The 17,065-nt window shown below is 63.6% G+C and carries 9 protein-coding genes; 4 read left to right on the top strand and 5 right to left on the bottom strand.

Annotated features, from left to right (window positions below; all coding sequences use genetic code 11):
- Positions 1 to 15 precede the first annotated feature (15 nt).
- The 4 genes from BMY90_RS02030 to BMY90_RS02015 form a co-directional block, all read right to left on the bottom strand.
- The gene (locus BMY90_RS02030) at positions 16 to 2,688 is read right to left on the bottom strand and encodes a glycosyl hydrolase 2 galactose-binding domain-containing protein (protein ID WP_092701083.1); all 2,673 of its coding nucleotides are present in this window, start codon (positions 2,686 to 2,688) and stop codon (positions 16 to 18) included.
- Between the two features lie 58 nt (positions 2,689 to 2,746).
- Positions 2,747 to 4,132 carry an APC family permease gene (locus tag BMY90_RS02025; RefSeq protein ID WP_092701080.1) on the bottom strand — a complete coding sequence of 462 codons (1,386 nt, stop codon included), beginning with the start codon at positions 4,130 to 4,132 and terminating at the stop codon, positions 2,747 to 2,749.
- 180 nt (positions 4,133 to 4,312) lie between these two features.
- Positions 4,313 to 7,528, bottom strand: a complete 3,216-nt coding sequence (locus tag BMY90_RS02020; RefSeq protein WP_092700880.1) for a TonB-dependent receptor — start codon at positions 7,526 to 7,528, stop codon at positions 4,313 to 4,315.
- Positions 7,529 to 7,852: 324 nt separating this feature from the next.
- The gene (locus BMY90_RS02015) at positions 7,853 to 8,869 is read right to left on the bottom strand and encodes a glucokinase (protein ID WP_092700877.1); all 1,017 of its coding nucleotides are present in this window, start codon (positions 8,867 to 8,869) and stop codon (positions 7,853 to 7,855) included.
- A gap of 307 nt (positions 8,870 to 9,176) precedes the next feature.
- On the opposite strand from BMY90_RS02015, the gene BMY90_RS02010 reads away from it, so the two are divergent.
- On the top strand, positions 9,177 to 10,022 hold the full coding sequence (locus BMY90_RS02010; RefSeq protein WP_092700874.1) for an NAD-dependent protein deacetylase: 846 nt from the start codon (positions 9,177 to 9,179) through the stop codon (positions 10,020 to 10,022).
- A gap of 54 nt (positions 10,023 to 10,076) precedes the next feature.
- On the opposite strand, the gene tadA is transcribed toward BMY90_RS02010, so the two are convergent.
- The gene (gene tadA, locus BMY90_RS02005; protein ID WP_092700871.1) at positions 10,077 to 10,574 is read right to left on the bottom strand and encodes a tRNA adenosine(34) deaminase TadA; all 498 of its coding nucleotides are present in this window, start codon (positions 10,572 to 10,574) and stop codon (positions 10,077 to 10,079) included.
- A 566-nt stretch (positions 10,575 to 11,140) separates the two neighbouring features.
- Here tadA and BMY90_RS02000 point away from each other — a divergent pair.
- From BMY90_RS02000 to BMY90_RS01990, 3 genes are read left to right on the top strand one after another with little or no spacing between them, the layout of a single operon-like run.
- Complete coding sequence (locus BMY90_RS02000) at positions 11,141 to 12,658, top strand: efflux transporter outer membrane subunit (RefSeq protein WP_139201662.1); 1,518 nt, start codon at positions 11,141 to 11,143, stop codon at positions 12,656 to 12,658.
- Positions 12,648 to 13,823: an efflux RND transporter periplasmic adaptor subunit gene (locus tag BMY90_RS01995; protein ID WP_092700868.1), complete on the top strand. Its 1,176-nt coding sequence runs from the start codon at positions 12,648 to 12,650 to the stop codon at positions 13,821 to 13,823. Before BMY90_RS02000 ends, BMY90_RS01995 begins: the two co-directional genes overlap by 11 nt.
- Complete coding sequence (locus tag BMY90_RS01990) at positions 13,820 to 16,948, top strand: efflux RND transporter permease subunit (RefSeq protein ID WP_092700865.1); 3,129 nt, start codon at positions 13,820 to 13,822, stop codon at positions 16,946 to 16,948. Before BMY90_RS01995 ends, BMY90_RS01990 begins: the two co-directional genes overlap by 4 nt.
- The last annotated feature ends 117 nt before the right edge of the window (positions 16,949 to 17,065 follow it).

The following is a 17,065-nucleotide window of genomic DNA, read 5'->3' as shown; positions in this document are numbered from 1 at the left end:
TCAATGCGTCCTGGTTCAACGGGGTTTCCCTTGCGAAGCGTTCGACTGGCTCCCCACGACGACCGGAAAGCTCCGGGTGGGAACGTTCCAGCCGCCTACCTCGATGACCGGCGCTGCCGTCCCCCGCCCTGCGTAACGCGCGGTCAGGGTGATCGATTCGCCAGGCCACAGCGTGACGTCATTGTCACTCCACAGGATCGGCAGCGCGAGCTTGCCGTGTGCGGATTGCTTGATCGACACATGCTGGAACAATGCCACGGTCCTGGCCGATGCGGGCACGCTCAAGGTGACGGTAACAACGTTGTCGCTCCCTTCGCGGCGCATCGTGGCCTTGGCCTCGCTTGCAGCGGCCGGCAGCGACTGCAATGCGGTCAGATCCGCGTATTGCGCCACCGGCGTCAGGTACCAGTTCGAATGCGCCCAGTCGAGCTTGTCGGCTTGGGTGGACAGCCAGTACACATTTCGGCTGACCGGTTTGCCGTCGGCGGAGGTGAGCGCAAGTTCGACGAAGTACGTGGGCGACAAGCCGGTCGGCATCGGCAAGGTCGCCAGTTGCCGCGTGCTGTTGCCGGCGAGATCGATGTCGTGCAGCTGCCGCTGGTAGCGTACGCGGCCATCCAGGTTGCGCACGCGAATGCTCGCGTTCAAGCCGTGCACGCGGGTCGAGGTCAGGTTCACCAGCATGATCGCGTGGGTGTCGTACGAGTATTGGATGTGCACCGGCTCGTTGGCCTTCTTGGCGCCGAAGTAGGCGCCGGCCGGATTCATGTAGTAGTCGTACAGATGCCAATGCAACGAAGGCCAGGCATTGTTGAGCATCCAGTAGATCACGCCGGTCGACGGATTGGCCGCGTCCATGTGCGCGTTGTACGCCTCGAACTGGGCGCGGGTGTTGTCGTAATTGTCGAGTTGGGCCTTGGCGACGTAGTCCGCCAGGTCCTTGGGCGCGCCATAGCGCTTGGCCAGCGCGGTATCGAACGGCGCGATGCTGGCGAATGGCGACCATGCGGCTGAGGCGTGGTATTGCCGCAGCTCGGGATACTTCCACAGTGCTTCCTGCTCCTGCGGCGACAGCATGCGGACGAGGTCTTCCAGTCGCGGGATGTCGGCACCCGCGCTGGTCTCGGAATTGAAACCGAACGCACCGCCCAGTTTGTCGGCATACCAGTAGGACGGCGGAACCCATGCGTAGGGCCCGCTCATCTTCATGCCGGAAGGGCCGGTCTCGGCGGTGGCCTGGGCAGATGCCGCGGCAATGATCGGTGTCGACCAGTCTTCGGCGTGCAAGGTGTCGACATACATCTTCGCGACGGCCGGCGGCAGCGCATTGTCGCTGCCGATCAGGAAGCCGATCACCGAGGGATGATTGCGCAATAGCCGTGCCTCGCTGGCCATGGAGGCTTGGGCCACCTTCAGGTCGGCGGCATCCCATGGTGCCCCACCCGTCTTGGCCGCCGACTCCCACTTGTCGCAACACTCCCATCCGGCCAGAACCATGATGCCGTCGCGGTCAGCCAGATCGTAGAAACGCGAGTTCTCCAGCTTGCCTTCACTGCGAATGGTGTTGAGCCCGAGGTTGCGGATGTAGCTGAACTCGGCTTCCATGCGTTTGGGGTTGTCGCGCAGGAACATGTCCGGCGCCCAGCCCGCGCCACGAATCAGCAGCGGCTTGCCGTTGATCACGAACTGGCGATAGCCCTGCTTCGTCAGCCTGGAACTGACGCTGCGTATGCCGAACCTGGTCTCTGCCCGATCGGAGACCGCGCCATCGACGGTTGCGCTCATCTGCAAGTCGTACATCGGATGCGCGCCCATGCCGATCGGCCACCAGACGTTGGGATGATCGAGGTCGAGGCCGGGGTCGGTTTCGGGTGTGAACGACACGGTCTGCGTCTGGCCTGGCGCCAGGCGGATTGTCTGGCGCAGCGAAACGCCGGCCACCGTGCCGGTGATCGTTGCCTCGTGCGCCACGGTATCGAGGTTCCGCGCCTGCACTTTCACAGTCAGTGCGGCATGCGTGAGATCCGGCAGCGACAGCGTCGGTGTCACCTGCGGGAAGCGCAGCTCGACCGGCCCGCTGCGCACGATGTCCACGCCCCGCCACGGCCCCATGTTGTTGTCCGGCGGCGTCGGATTCCAGTCGACCCAGCCGATCGACAGGCTCCTGCGCGGGTCGGACGGATGCACGCGCAAGGCGAGAACGTTGTTGCCCGCATGCACCCAGCGCGTCACGTCGAGCAGGTGCACGGGATAGGCACCGGCAACGGCGGCATGGTCGGCGACTTGATGGCCGTTCACCCACACATCGGCGCTCGCGATGATGCCGTTGGTACGCAACAAGGTGTGCATCCCCGCCGCATTCCTGGCCAGCGTGAATTCGGTGCGGTACCACCAGGGATTCACGAACAGGTTGCCGCTGGCATCGGGCACCTGCACCGCGCGCAGATTGTCGCTGTAGAACACGTTCTTGTACGTGCCGTTTTCCAGCAGCCCGGCCATCACCGTCGCGCGGCCACTCACCGGATACCAGCCGTGGGTGGAAAAGCCCGATGATGAAGTCGCGGCGCCGCTTTGCTGCGCCTTGGCGCTGGATTGGATTTGCCATTGGGCCACGGCCGTCGTGGAACCTGCCCCACCGTCCACCTGGGTGGGCGAGAAAGCGGTTTTGGCATGAAGCGGGGCGGCCATGGACGCAGCCAGAGCCAGCATCGTCGCGCACAGGGATGGGGCAAGAATTCGCATGGTGTCAGTCGTTCCCGAGATAGGCTTCGCGGATTTCCAGTGACGCAAACGGCCAGGACCGGTTGACCCTGGCCCAGATCGCGAACACCACCAGGCCAGCGACGATCCACGCGCCGGACAGGATCAGCGACATGGCGGACGCCGACAGATAGACGTATATCCACCCTGCCAGCGCAATCACGCACGGTATCGGATACAGCCATTGCCTGTACGGCCGTTGCAGCGTCGGCTGGCGCTTGCGCAATACCACCAGCGCGGCGATCTGCGCAATGGACTGCACGATGATGGTCGCGGCCAGCAGCATGCTGATCACTTCGGTCAGGTCGAAGAACGTGCCGATCGCCGTCACCACGCCCATCGTCAGCAAGGCCACATGCGGGAAGCCGTGCTTCGCGTGCAGCTTGCCGAACACGGACAGGAACACTTTCTCGTGCGCTGCCTGGAACGGCACGCGCGAACCGCCGAGCAGGCCGGTAAATACCGAGGCGAACGCCGTCACGATGATCAAAATGGTCATGACCGAAGCCGCCGGGCGACCCCAGCTGTGCTCCACCACGAACGAGGCCACGGACTTGGACTGGGCGATCTCCTGCCATGGCGCCACGCCGAGCACGCTGATATTGAGGATGAGGTAGACAAACATCATCGCGACCACGGAGATGATGATCGAACCGGGCATGGTCCGGCCCGGATTGCGCAATTCGTCGCCCATGTAGGCGGTGGTGAAATAGCCGAGGTAATCGTAGATGCCGATGATGAGTCCGGCGCCCAGGCCGACGAAGAAGTGCCCGCCGAACGCGCCGGCCGGATAGGTGAAGGCGAAGCTCGCGTGGAAATCCCAGAAGCCGGCCGCTGACACGCCAACGACCGAGAGCAGCATGATCACCCACATCGCAATGGTGATCGCGCGGATCGATTCGATTCGCCGGTACAGCAGCAAGGTCACGAGGCCGGTCGCCGCCACGCTGACCAGATGCACCGGCCACCAGCCCAGGTTCGGCAGGAAGTATTCCAGGTATTCGACCATCCCGATGATGCCGGTCGACATCAACAGCGGAATCGTCAGCAGCACCGTCCAGATGAACAGGAACGGCATCAGTTTGCCGGTGCGGTACTGGAAGGCTTCGCGCAGATAGACGTAGGTGCCGCCGGAGCCAGGCATGGCCGCGCCCAGCTCGGCCCAGACCATGCCGTCGGCCATCGCGAGAATGGCGCCCACGATCCAGCCGACCACCGCCTGCGGCCCGCCCATGGTGGCAACCATGATCGGAATCGTGATGAACGGCCCGATGCCGCACATCTGCGTCATGTTGATCGCGGTGCCCGAGAACAGGCCGATGGAACGATGGAAGTTGCCATCGAAATGAGGTGGGGGCGTATTGGAGTCCATGTTTGCCTTGTCGCAATGGTTGCTTGCGTCGAAATTCGATTCGTTCACCCTGAGCGCAGGCCCAGAGGGCCGGAGTCGAAGGGCATCATGCGATGGCCGCTTCGACTCCACTTGCTGACGCAAGCTACGCTCGGCGCGAACGGGACTTTTTGCCGGGCATCGCCGTCGATCCGGTTTCCATCACCATTGCCCGCGAATGCCGACCATGAACATGCGCTCGGAGAAATTCGAGTGCGCGGGCTGGTCGGGCCACACGAGGTAGTAGCGCTGATACTCGTTGGCCAGGTTGGTGCCGTCCACGAACAGTTCGGCGTATTTGTCGATCTTGTACGAAACCGACGCGTCGACGTACTTCTGCGGCGCCTCGTACATTTCCATGCCGGTGATGCCGCCCACGTCCTCCGATGCGGCGCGCTTGGAGCGGTAGTTGTACGCGATGCGCGCCTGGAAGCGGTCGTCCTGGTACCACAGGATGAAGTTGCCGGACTTGGTCGAGTTGTCCTGGAACGGAATCTTGTGTCCGGCCAGGTCGGTCTCGCCGGTGTCGCTCGGCGCGTAGGTGGCGTTGACCTCCATGCCGGTCTTGGACAGGATGCCCGGCAGGAAGGTGAACCCCTGGCGGTAATCGAACTCTGCACCATGGATGCTGTTGCCGGTGCCCTGGATCGGTTCGCTGATCGTGATGCAATGATTGCGCACCACGCCATCCTCGTCCGGCAAGGTGCAATTGGTGACACTGCCGCTCTTGATGAAGCTCTGCACGTTGATGCGGAACAGTGCCAGGCTGAGCATGCTGGTGTCGTTGATGTAGTACTCGAGCGAAGCGCCGAAGTTGGTGGAACGCCACGGGTCGAGGTTCGGGTTGCCGTTCGAGCTGCCCGCCGCCACGCGGTACAGCGGACCTTGCGGGGTTTCCACCAGCGAATAATTCAGCTCCAGGCCACCGCCCCAGGTACTCAGGTCAAGCGGCATCATGTTCTTCGAATAGGCCAGGCGAAGCTTCAGTGCATTGGTGAGGTCCAGCGCGAAATTCGCGGACGGCAGGTAGTCCTTGTACTCGCGGCGCGTGACCTGGGTGCCCGCATCGGCCGGCTCCGTGCCATAGGCGCCCGGATCACCGGAAAGATGCTGGGTAACGTCGAGATTGGTGCGGATCGCGCGCAGGCCGACATTGCCGCTGTACGGCATGTTGCCGATGCTGCCATTGAAATCGGCTTGCAGATAAGCCGAGGTTTCCTTCATCCACACGGCCCAGGTGCGCCCCGGCGTGCCCTGCCGCATGGTGTCCGGATAGAGCGACTTCCAGTACGCCTCCGGATCGTCCATCGCGTGGGGATTGATCGCCCAGTAGTTGATCCCCGACCCGAGCAGGTTGTTGTACTGCTTCCAGTTGTTGGCCAGTGGTGGCGGTGTGTTCGACATCTGCAGCGCCGAGATCGGGCCGCCGCGGAAATAGCCCTGTGCATTGCCGGCGGTACACGCACCGCTGTTCAACACCACGTCGGCGCCCACGTAGCGCACCAGGCATCCGTTCGGGTCGCTGGCGCCCATGCCGGCGTATACCGGCGTGACCAGGGTGAAACCGATGTTGTCGGCGCTGCGGATGCTGTTGCGTACGCCGAAATCGAGCTTGATGCCGTCATCGAAGCTGTAGTGTCCATCGAAGCGCAACGCGCTGAGTCCGACCGAGCGGTCGTAGTCGCCGGCGGATTCCAGCGTCTTCATCGTCCAGCCATTCGGATTGGCAAATTGGTTGGCCAGCGCCGCCGGCATGCTGACGGTGATGTTGCGACCGCCGAAGTTCGCAATGATCGGAAGCGTGTTCTGGGCGATGCCGCTGGCATTGAACACGCGGTTTCCGCCCAGTTGGCTGGGAAAGATGAAGGTCCCGGGCGAGACGGCGTCATCGGGCACGCCGGGCATCAGCACATTGGGCCACAGGCCACCGTCGGAATCGGAAATGTTGACGTCGGTCTCGACGTTCGACTGACGCGCCGTATCACGAATGCCGCGCACGCTTCCCGTGAACGGGCCGCCATTGTCGAAGTCCACCTGGAGATTGAAGTTCTGCGCGGTGGAGTCCTTCCGCGTCACCTGCGAGAACGACTCCACGTCGCCGGGCCACTTTTCATACACCTGGGTGGTGTACAGCTGCATGCCGTCCCAGCCCGGCTCGGGCGTGCCGTACGAGCCGGCGATGGGGCGGCCGGTGTCGCGCGATTGCAGCGGTACGTAGGTCGCGCCCTGCCAGTTGGTGGAGTTGAACTGGATGCCGGCGACGCGATCGAACTGCTTCTGCTGCGCGTAGAAGTAGTCGCTGGTCAGGGTGAATCCGTTGCCAAGATCCATCTGGAACGAAGCATTGCCGGACTTGCGCTTGCGCTGGGTGGTGGTGTCGTACAGGCCGATGTTCTGGCTGCCCATGAACACGCCGTTGGATTTCCCGTCGCCGTTCACGTCGACACTGCCGTCGGGGTTCTGCACGATCTGCGAAGGAATCGGCGCACCGTTCCACGGCGTCAGGAAACCGTTGTAGCCGCCCGCACTGGCCGCGTTCTCGCCATTCAGGGCGACGCCGTACTGGTCCAGGCCTTCGGTCGAATTCTCCCGTGTGGTGTTGGAAAAGTCGGCGGAAACCAGCAGGCCCCATTTGCCATCATCGTTGTACGAGATGAGGCCGTTGGCCTCCGGTCCGGTCTTGCGGCTGGTGCGGCCGCGCTCACCATCGGCGGAATAGCTGTAGGTGAATCCGCTGGGAAGATCCCAGGGCCGATAGGTGTGCAGGTTGAGCGAGCCGCTGATGCCGCCGTCGGTCAGGCTGGCGGTAGGCGACTTGATGACGTCCACGCCGTGGAACAGCGTGGCCGGCAGCATGGTGAAGTCGGGCTGCTGCGAGTCGATCTGGTCCGCGGTGATGAATGCCTCGCCATTCAACATGGTGCCCACTTCGGGCAGGCCGCGCACATCCACCGTGGTACCGACGCCGGCGTCGCGGTTGATCTGCACGCCGGTCACGCGCTGCAGCGCATCGGTGATGGTCACGTCGGGCAACTGGCCGATGCCTTCGGCGGTGATGCTGTCCTGGATATCCGGCGCCGAACGCTTCAGTTCGATCGCACGCATCTGCGACGCGCGTACGCCGACAACGTTGACCGCCGCCAGCGTGGCTGCATGCTTGGCGTCCTTGTCCGTTCCGGTATCGCCGGTCGCGGGCTTGGCTTTCTTCGCGTCGGGCGCAGATGCTGCCTGCGCATTTTGTGGTGTGCTGGCCTGCGCTCCCGAGGTGTCCACCTGGACTCCCGCACGCGGTGATGCCATCGCGGATGTCGCCACCGCGGCGAACAGCGACATCGATATGGCAAATGACAAAGGATGCTTGCGATGTACGGTGGACATGAGCTTTCCCTCTTGGTTGATGTCTGCCGAATCTGTGGAGCTCCGCCATGCGTCAGCGCGCGCCCCGTTGGCGCCGGATGCGTGGCGCCTGCTGCAATGCCGAGCCCGAGGCAGCGACCCATGACACTGCGTGCCACGACCGCTTCCATCCGGCGTTCCCCCGCGGAATCCGACATCCGCGTATTGCCTAGAAACCGTGCGCGTCGTCCGCGCGGGTCCGTCGTCCCTGCACGCTTTTCGCGTGCACGCTCCCGCGTGGCCCTGCCCTGCGCATGCCACAACCTGGTTTCGTCCAGCCATACAGGCGCGGTTCCGTGATGCAGTTCATCCGGGTACCCCGTCAGCCGCGGCGCGACCGGGTTTCGTGTCTCCTGCCACGCTACGCCGGAGATACCAGCGTGCCGCCCCCAGCACGCCGTTGCGCCCGTGTTCCGTTACCCGTACCGGAACCTGCGACAGCAGCGCACGCACGCTGCGCCCATGCAGGAATCGCTGTTCGAAAGCGCTGCGCTCAAGCAACGTGAACATCGAATAGAGGAAGCCGCCGGCGAGGTACACGCCACCCGTGGCCATGAAGGTCATGGCCAGGCTGCCGGCAAAACTTCCCAGCGCAGCACAGAAGATCTCCACCGCTTCCACGGCCTGCGCATCGCTGCATGCCGCTGCTGCCGCGGTGATGGCTTCGGGCGAGGCCAGCCTTGGCGCTTCCCCGAGCAAGGCGCACAGCACCGCGTACAGGATCAGCAGGCCGGGGCCCGAGACGATGCGTTCGTACGCCACGTAGCCGCCGTCCGGTGCCAGGTGGGCAAGGACCTCGCGTTCGCGAATCGAATGGGGCGCGAAATCCGTCTGGCCGGCTTCCGTCGTCAGCACGTGGCCACCTGCGGAAGCGGGCAAGCGCACCGCCGCGCCAAGTCCGGTGCCCGGACCGATCACCAGCGTCGGGCCATCGGGCTGGCTGTCCGGTCCGCACAGCAGCCGTGCATTGCCAGCGGAGGGGTGGTCGAGGGCGTACCCCAGCGCTTCGAAATCATTGAGAACGGCGATGTCATCCAGCGCCGTGGCCTGGCGCAAGGCTGACAAGCGGATGGGCCAGGCGAAATTGTCGTTCAGGACTTCGTCGCCCATGACCTGCCCGGCGCAGGCGAGCACGCAGTGCCGCACCAGGGTGCGCGCATCGTTTTCGATGAATGTTTGCAGCAGTTCCGCCAGCCCGCGAAAGTCCGCGCACGCAAACTTGCGATAGGCAAGCACGTGGAGCGCTTGCCCGCTGTCCGGCGAGGCCTGCAGCAGTGCGACACGGGCATACGTTCCCCCGACATCCGCTGCCAGAAATGGCAACGTCAGGACGCTTGCTGGTCTATCAAGAGGGTCGATTGCCGCGTTCACCATGCCTCCCCGCACTGGAACGGGCACCAGCTTGGGATTCATTGTCACCGGTGTCAACTTGCAAAGCGTCATCTACAAGCAAGGTTGTAAATGCACTTTAATTTAATGTTTTATATGTATTTTTATAAAAATACATCAAATAGAAATAAGGATTTGAATTGCATCGCAACATTTCAGGATATTGTCCCGGGAGGACTCTGCTGGCGATGGCATGCAGCGTCGAATGGCAATTCGGCACATCGAGTGCGATAAAGCCTCCATGCAGGACTCCCCATCGACGACAACACCCCTCCCGCCCGCCCGCACCAACACGGCGCTGGCCGGGTTCATTGCCACGCACTCGCGCCTGTTCGTATTGACCGGCGCGGGTTGCAGCACGGATTCCGGGATTCCCGACTACCGGGATACGCACGGCCAGTGGAAACGCGCGCAACCGGTGACCTTCCAGGCCTTCACCGGCGATCACGCCGTGCGCCAGCGGTACTGGGCGCGCAGCCTGGTCGGCTGGCGCCGCTTCGGTCATGCGAAACCGAATGCAGCGCATCGCGCGTTGGCCACGCTGGAGGCGCGAGGCAAGTTCACCTTGCTGCTGACCCAGAATGTGGATCGCCTGCATCAGGCCGCCGGCAGCGTGAACGTGATTGACCTGCATGGCCGGTTGGATCGCGTGCGCTGCCTGTCGTGCGAATTGCAGTTGCCACGCCAGACGTTCCAGGAGGATTTGCTGCGCCAGAATCCGGCATGGGCGGCCGTCGACGCCGTGGACGCACCGGATGGCGACGCGGATCTGGAAGGCGACTTTTCACATTTCGTCGTGCCGCCCTGCCCGCGTTGTGGCGGCATGCTGAAGCCGGACGTGGTGTTCTTCGGTGAAGGCGTGCCACGCGAACGCGTGGAAGCGGGCATGCAGGCCTTGCACGAAGCCGATGCGATGCTGGTGGTCGGTTCGTCGCTGATGGTTTATTCGGGTTATCGCTTTGCCCGGGCGGCTGCGCAAACGGGCAAACCGATTGCCGCAGTCAACCTGGGGCGCACCCGCGCCGACGATTTGCTCAGCCTGAAAGTCGAACAGCCCTGCGCGCAGGCGTTGTCCTTTCTCGACTGAGGCAGAAGCTGCCGGCGGGGCCGGAACGGGCCACCCTCTGGCTGACCGCCCTGCTCAGGCGCCGCGTCGCGAGCGGAAAAATTCGCGCAACATGGTCGACGCCTCTTCGGCCAGCAAGCCGCCCTGCACGTCGATGCGGTGGTTGTGGCGGGCATCGATCAGGGTATCGAACACGCTGCCGGCCGCCCCGGTCTTGGGATCATTGGCGGCGTAAACCACGCGTCCGATCCGGGCATGGATCAAGGCCATGGCGCACATCGAACACGGTTCCAGCGTCACGTACAGCGTGGCGCCGACCAGCCGATGGTTCGCCTGTTTCTCACCGGCAGCGCGCAGCGCCATGATCTCGGCGTGTGCGGTGGGATCGTGCAAGGTGATGTTGCGGTTCCAGCCAAGTCCGGCGATCTCGCCGTCCAGTACCAGCACGGCTCCAACCGGCACCTCGTTTTCGGCATCACGGGCGTGCGCGGCCAACTGCAGCGCGCGCTGCATGTGCTCCCTGTCGGCTTCGGAAAATGCGGCGGCAATCGCCGGGGCTTCAGCTTTCGTCATCAATCTATTATGGATGAAACGCGAGAACGGCTGGCGCGACAGGGTGCGCTGCCAGCCCGTTGACTCCCGTCATCCGACAGCTCGTCATCAGGCCATGCGCTGGCGTGGATTTGTCCGCCTCCGGGCCGCACAGGTCACCGATCGGTCGCGTACTGCTGGCGCTCGGGGCAAGGTTGTAACATTATGTAATAACGTTTCATGTTGATGGCGTCTTGGTGTCGTTATCGCAAGAATTTGCGACAGATGACGACACGTTGGCGCTTGTTGCTGTTCCGGAACTTTTCGAACGCGGTGCTTTCTTCTACCGGGCCGACGGGCTGCCGCAGCTGTCCGGCAAAGAGCATTCCAGCGTGTGATCGACACCAGTAGCCAGGGGGCGAGCGTGGGAAGGTAGAAGCCAACGTGTTGTCGCAATGCTCCCGGCAACGGGCCGCTGACGTGCTTGGTCCAAGCCTGCACGCAGGCCCGATGGATACCGCCGGGAGTCCGGGAGCCTGGCTTCCGCCCAAAGCATCAGGTGGCCGCCTGCCGGTCACGACTGGCGCGCACAGAGAATCCATCCCACCATGGTTGTTCCTCCGAATGCCCGCACGCCCCGGCCCCGCGCATCGTGCGTTGTCGCGGCCCTGGCGACCTTGCTGATCGCCGGCTGCGCCGCCGGACCCGATTTCAAGACGCCACCCGCTCCCCATGTCGATCGCTACACGGCCAAGCCGCTCGCCGCAGCAACAGCTTCCGGCGGAAGTGGGGCTGCCGGTGGCGTGCAGCATTTCGATGCTGCCGGCGATGTCACTGCCGACTGGTGGACCCTGTTCCACTCTGCGGCGCTTGATCGCCTGATTCGCCAGGCACTGGCACACAACCCCGACCTCAAGGCCGCACAAGCTGCGCTGAAAGCCGCACATGAAGATGTATTGGCCCAGCGCGGCAGCTATTACCCGTCGGTATCGGCCAGTCTTTCCGGCAGTCGCGAGAAAGATCCAGCCGGCGCCCTGGCCCCGGTGCCCAGCAACAACGCCTACCTGTACAACCTGTTCACCCCGCAGGTCAGCGTGTCGTACACGCCGGACGTGTTCGGGCTGAACCGGCGCTCGGTCGAATCGCTGAAAGCGCAGGAACAGGCCGTGCGCTTCCAGATGATCGCCGCCTACAACACCCTGACCGCCAACGTGGTGGTCACGGCGATCCAGATCGCTTCGCTGCAGGCGCAGATCGACGCCACCCGGAAACTGGTCGACCTCAACCGGCACATGCTGACCATCCTGCACTACCAGCTGACCGGGGGCTTGGTCAGCCAGCAGGATGTCGCTGCTCAGCAGGCACAGCTGGCACAGGCCGAGTCCGCCCTGCCCGACCTGGTCAAGCAGTTGAGCCAGCAGCGTAACCGCATGGCCGTGCTGGCCGGGCGCTTTCCCAGCCAGGGCGTGGATGCCGATTTCACCCTGGCAAGCCTGCATTTGCCCGAGCAACTTCCGGTCAGCCTGCCCTCGAAACTGGTGGCGCAGCGCCCGGATATCCGCCAGGCCCAGGCCAACCTGCATGCCGCCAGTGCCCAGGTCGGCGTTGCCGCCGCCAACCGGCTGCCGCAGATTCAGCTGAGCGCGGATGCCGGCAGCACGGCGCTGGCCATCAGCAAGGTGTTTTCCCCCGGCACCGGCTTCTGGAACCTGACGACGTCAATTACCGCGCCGATCTTCGAAGGCGGCACGCTGATGCACCAGGAACGCGCCGCCAAGGCCAACTACACGCAGGCTGCTGCGCAATACCGCAGCACCGTGCTGTCGGCCTTCGAGGATGTCGCCGACACCCTGACTGCACTGGAACAGGACGCCAAGGGTCTGCAGGCCGCCGCGACGGCCGCCGACGCGGCCAAGACTTCGCTCGACATCGCGCAACGGCAAGTGAAGGACGGTTATGCCGCACCGCTATCGCTGCTGAATGCGGAACAGGCCTGGCAGCAGGCGCAAATCAGCCTCGTACAGGCGCAAGCCAACCGTTACGCCGATTCGGCCGCGCTGTTCCAGGCGCTCGGCGGTGGCTGGTGGCATCGCAAGGATTCAACCCGGGACACCCATGAAAAGTGAAACCTTCCGCGGTCTGGCTAACGCCGCGCGCCCTGGCGCCCTCAGTGTCGCCCTCTTGTTTGCCGTTGCCGCACTCGCCGGTTGCTCACACCCGGACAAGCAGGCTGCCGCGGATGCGTCGACGACACCCCAGAACGTGACGTTGACCAAGACCCAGCTCAAGCGCATCCATTTCTACACCGTGGCGCCCTCCAGCTATCGAAACACGGTCGATGCCACCGGCGTGGTCGGCTTTGACGACAACCAGGCCACCAGCGTGATGGCGCCGATTTCCGGCCCGGTCACCCGCTTGCTGGTCAACCCTGGCGACCAGGTAAAGAAGGGCCAGCCGCTGGCCATGGTGGCTTCACCGGATTTTGCCGCCGCCATCAGCGCATACCGCAAGGCGGTAGATTCGGCGCGCACGGCGCGCAAACTGGCGGATCAGGACAAGGACCTGGTCAAGCATCAGGGCGTCTCCGAGCGCGAGGCCGAGCAGGCGCAGACCGATGCGTCCAACGCCGAGGCTGATCGCAATGCCGCGCTGCAAGCCTTGCTGGGCCTGGGCGTCGATCCGAAGGACATCAAGGCGGTGCAGGCCGGTCTGCCGATCGCGCATATCGAAGGCATGATCCGCGCGCCGATCGCCGGCACCGTGGTGCAACGTTCGATCACCGTCGGCCAGCTGCTGCAAGCGGGCAGCACGCCCTGCTTCACCATCGCCGACCTGTCGCGCGTGTGGGTGAAGACCCAGTTGTTCGGGTCGGATCCTGCCTTGGTGAAAGCCGGCGACTCCGCCGAAATCGACACGGGCGACGGCAGCAAGCCGCTTGCCGGCAAGGTGACCTACGTCGCGGCGGAAGTGGATCCGGATACCCGCGCGACGCTCGCTCGCGTACAGGTGGACAACCCGGGCGGCCTGCTGAAAAAGCAGATGTACGTCAGCGTGAAGATTCATTCCGCCAACGCCGAAACCGGCCTGCGTCTCCCGGTGGGGGCGATCCTGCGCGACGACGAAAACCTGCCCTTCGTCTACGTCGCCCAGCCTGACGGCAGCTTTGCCCGGAAGCATGTGACGCTCGGCGCCCGCAACGACGACCAGTACGTCATCACCAAGGGCCTGCGTCCCGGTGACCGCGTCGTGATCGACGGCAGCATCTTCCTCATGTTCATGCAAACCCAATGAGTACGCCATTGACGCCGGAAGGCAATGCACCCCACAAAGCCTCGATCATCAACCGGATCGTTGCGTTCGCACTTGAGCAGCGCTTGCTGGTGATATTGCTGTCGGCAGCACTCGCTGCCGCAGGGGTATGGGCCTACAAGGTCCTGCCGATGAATGCGTACCCGAACCTGTCACCGCGGATGGTGGAAATCATCAGCCAGTGGCCGGGGCATTCGGCGCAGGAGGTCGAGCGCCTGATCACGGTGCCGATGGAACAGGGCCTCAACGCGATTCCGGGGCTGATCAGCAAACGCTCGATTTCGCTGTACGGACTGTCCGATCTCACCCTGACGTTTGGCTACGGAACCGATCCCTATTTCCCGCGCCAGCGCGTGTACAACCGCTTGTCGGGGATTTCCCTGCCCGCGGGCGTCACGCCGTCCGTCGCACCGATGTCGCCGCCGTCCGGGTTGGTCTATCGCTATGTGCTGCAAAGTTCCGATCGCTCGCCGATGGAACTCAAGACGCTGGATGACTGGGTGGTCGTGCCGCAATACCGCAGCGTACCGGGCGTCGCCGACGACTCGGCTTTCGGCGGTGGCACCATGCAATATCAGGTGCTGCTGAATCCGGTGAAGACTGCCGCGCTCGGCTTGAGCGTCTCGCAAGTCGAAGCATCGCTCGCGGCCAACAACAGCAACGCAGGCGGCGGCTTCTACCAGCAAGGCGGCCAGTTCTTCTATGTGCGTGGGCTCGGGCGCATCAAGACGCTGCAGGACATCGGCAACATCGTGCTGGCGGTACACAATGGCACGCCAGTGCTGGTCAAGGATGTCGCCGATGTAAAAATCGGCACCGCGCCGCGACTGGGCGAATTCGGCTACATGAACCAGAACGACGCCGTGGAAGGCGTGATCCTGGGGCTGACCGGCAGCAAGACCGAAGACGTGCTGAAGCAGGTCGAGGCGAAGACGAAGGAACTCAACGACACGATCCTGCCCAAGGACGTGAAGGTCCATCCGTTCTACGACCTCACCACGCTGATCAACCAGACCAAGAACGTGGTGATGCACAACCTCACGCTCGGCCTGGTGCTGGTGGTCGTGGTGCTGGTGTTCTTCCTGTACGACATGCGTGCGGGGCTGATTGCCGCCGTCACGGTTCCGCTGGCCTTGCTGTTCGCGTTCCTGTGTCTGGACCTGAAGGGCGCGCAAGCCAACCTGCTGTCGATCGGCGCCGTGGATTTCGGCATCCTGGTGGATGGCGCGATCTTCATGGTGGAGAACATCTTCCGCGAGCTGGCTGCACGCCAGGGCACCGAATACAACCTCAAACAGGTGATCCTGTCCGCGGCGGCCGAGATCGATCGCCCGCTGGTGTATGCCGTCGCGGTGATCGTCGCGAGCTTCCTGCCGATCTACTTCCTCACCGGTCCGTCCGGCACGCTGTTCAGGCCAATGGCCGACACCATGATCTTCGCGTTGATTGGCTCACTGCTGGTCACGCTGACCTTGTTGCCCGTGCTTTGCGGGATATTCATGCGCAAAGGTGTGCGTGAGCGGCGCAATGCTGGCTTCGAGAAGCTCAAGGCGTGGTACGTCCGCGGGCTTCGCAAGACCGCACGGGTGCCGTGGCGCGTGGCAGGCGTTTGCGTGGTGCTGTTTGTCATCACCGTCGTGATGATGCAGAACCTCGGTGCCGAATTCATGCCGCATCTCGACGAGGGCGCGTTGTGGGTACGCGCGACGATGCCGTACAGCATCGACTTCAACGAAGCGTCCAAGATCAGCCCGGAAATCCGCAAGGTGCTGCGCTCCTTCCCGGTCGTTACCACCGTGACCAGCGAACTCGGCCGCCCGGATGACGGCACCGATTCGACCGGCCTCTACAACGACGAGTTCTTCACGGGCTTGAAGCCGTACTCGGAGTGGCATGGCAAGTACCGCGACAAACAGGCATTGATCAAGGCCATCAACGCCAAGCTGACGGCGAAGTTTGCCGGCATCCAGTTCAACTACAGCCAGCCGGCCGAGGATGCGGTGGACGAGGCCGAAACCGGCTTGAAGAGCGCGTTGGCGGCCAAACTCTACGGACCGGATCTGCAGGTACTGCAGAAGGAAGGCAAGGCGATCAAGGCGGTGATGGAAAAGGTGCGCGGCATCACCGACATCACGGTGGTGCACGAGCTCGGCCAGCCCAATCTGGCCATCCATATCGATCGCGCGAAGATTGCCCGCTACGGCCTGAATGTCGATGACATCAACAACCTGATCAATGCCTCGATCGGCGGCAGTGTCGCCACCGAAGTGGTCCAGGGCGACAAGCAGTTCGACCTGCTCGTGCGCTTGCAGAAGCGCTTCCGCAACAACCCGGAAGAGATCGGCAACATCCCGGTGGCCACGCCCGGTGGCCAGGAGATCCCGCTCAAGCAACTGGCCAGCATCAAGGTGGAGAACGGTGCCTCCTTCATTTACCGCGAGAACGGTTCGCGTTACACAGGCGTCCAGTTCTCGGTGCAGGGCCGCGATCTCGCCGGTGCGGTGAACGACGCGATCGCGCAGGTCGCGAAGAACGTGAAACTGCCGCAGGGCTACCACCTCGAATGGGGCGGCGAGTACAAGGAATACACCGCATCACGGGCCCAGATGCGGGTGATCCTGCCGTTGACCGTGCTGCTGATCTTTGCCCTGCTGTTCGTGCTGTACGGCAACTTCAAGTTCCCGCTGATCACCGTGGTGGGCGTGTTGCTGTCGGCCCCGCTCGGTGCGGTATTCGCCATGTGGGTCACCGGCACCGCGTTCTCGGTGTCCTCCGGCATCGGCTTCATCGTGCTGTTCGGCGTCTCGGTGCTGACCGGTGTGGTCTACATCTCCTGCGTGAACGAGCTGCGACTCGGCGGCATGGATATCGACGAAGCGCTGCATGAGGCTGCGGTATTGCGCCTGCGCCCCATCATCATGACCGCCCTGGTCGCAGCGCTGGGCCTGCTGCCCGCCGCCATCGCCACCGGCGTGGGCACCGACTCGCAGCGCCCGTTCGCGCTGGTGATCGTGGCCGGCATGATCTCGCGCCTGGTGATCGGCATCTTCCTGATGCCCACGCTATACCGGCTGGTGGCTCGCCCAGGCGACCACTTGCAGGTGTGATATCCGGACTGGCCATGCCGTGGGCATGGCCAGTCCGCGAGGGCGCCTGAAGAGCCTTCAGCCGCACGGGAGACCGGGGCATTCACCCTCAATCCTGCGAGGAGTATTTTCCATTTA

It is taken from the genome of Rhodanobacter glycinis (genome assembly GCF_900114325.1).
Classification (GTDB): domain Bacteria; phylum Pseudomonadota; class Gammaproteobacteria; order Xanthomonadales; family Rhodanobacteraceae; genus Rhodanobacter_A; species Rhodanobacter_A glycinis.
Note: the sequence above shows the minus strand (reverse complement) of the source record. Positions and strands in the feature narration are given on the sequence as shown.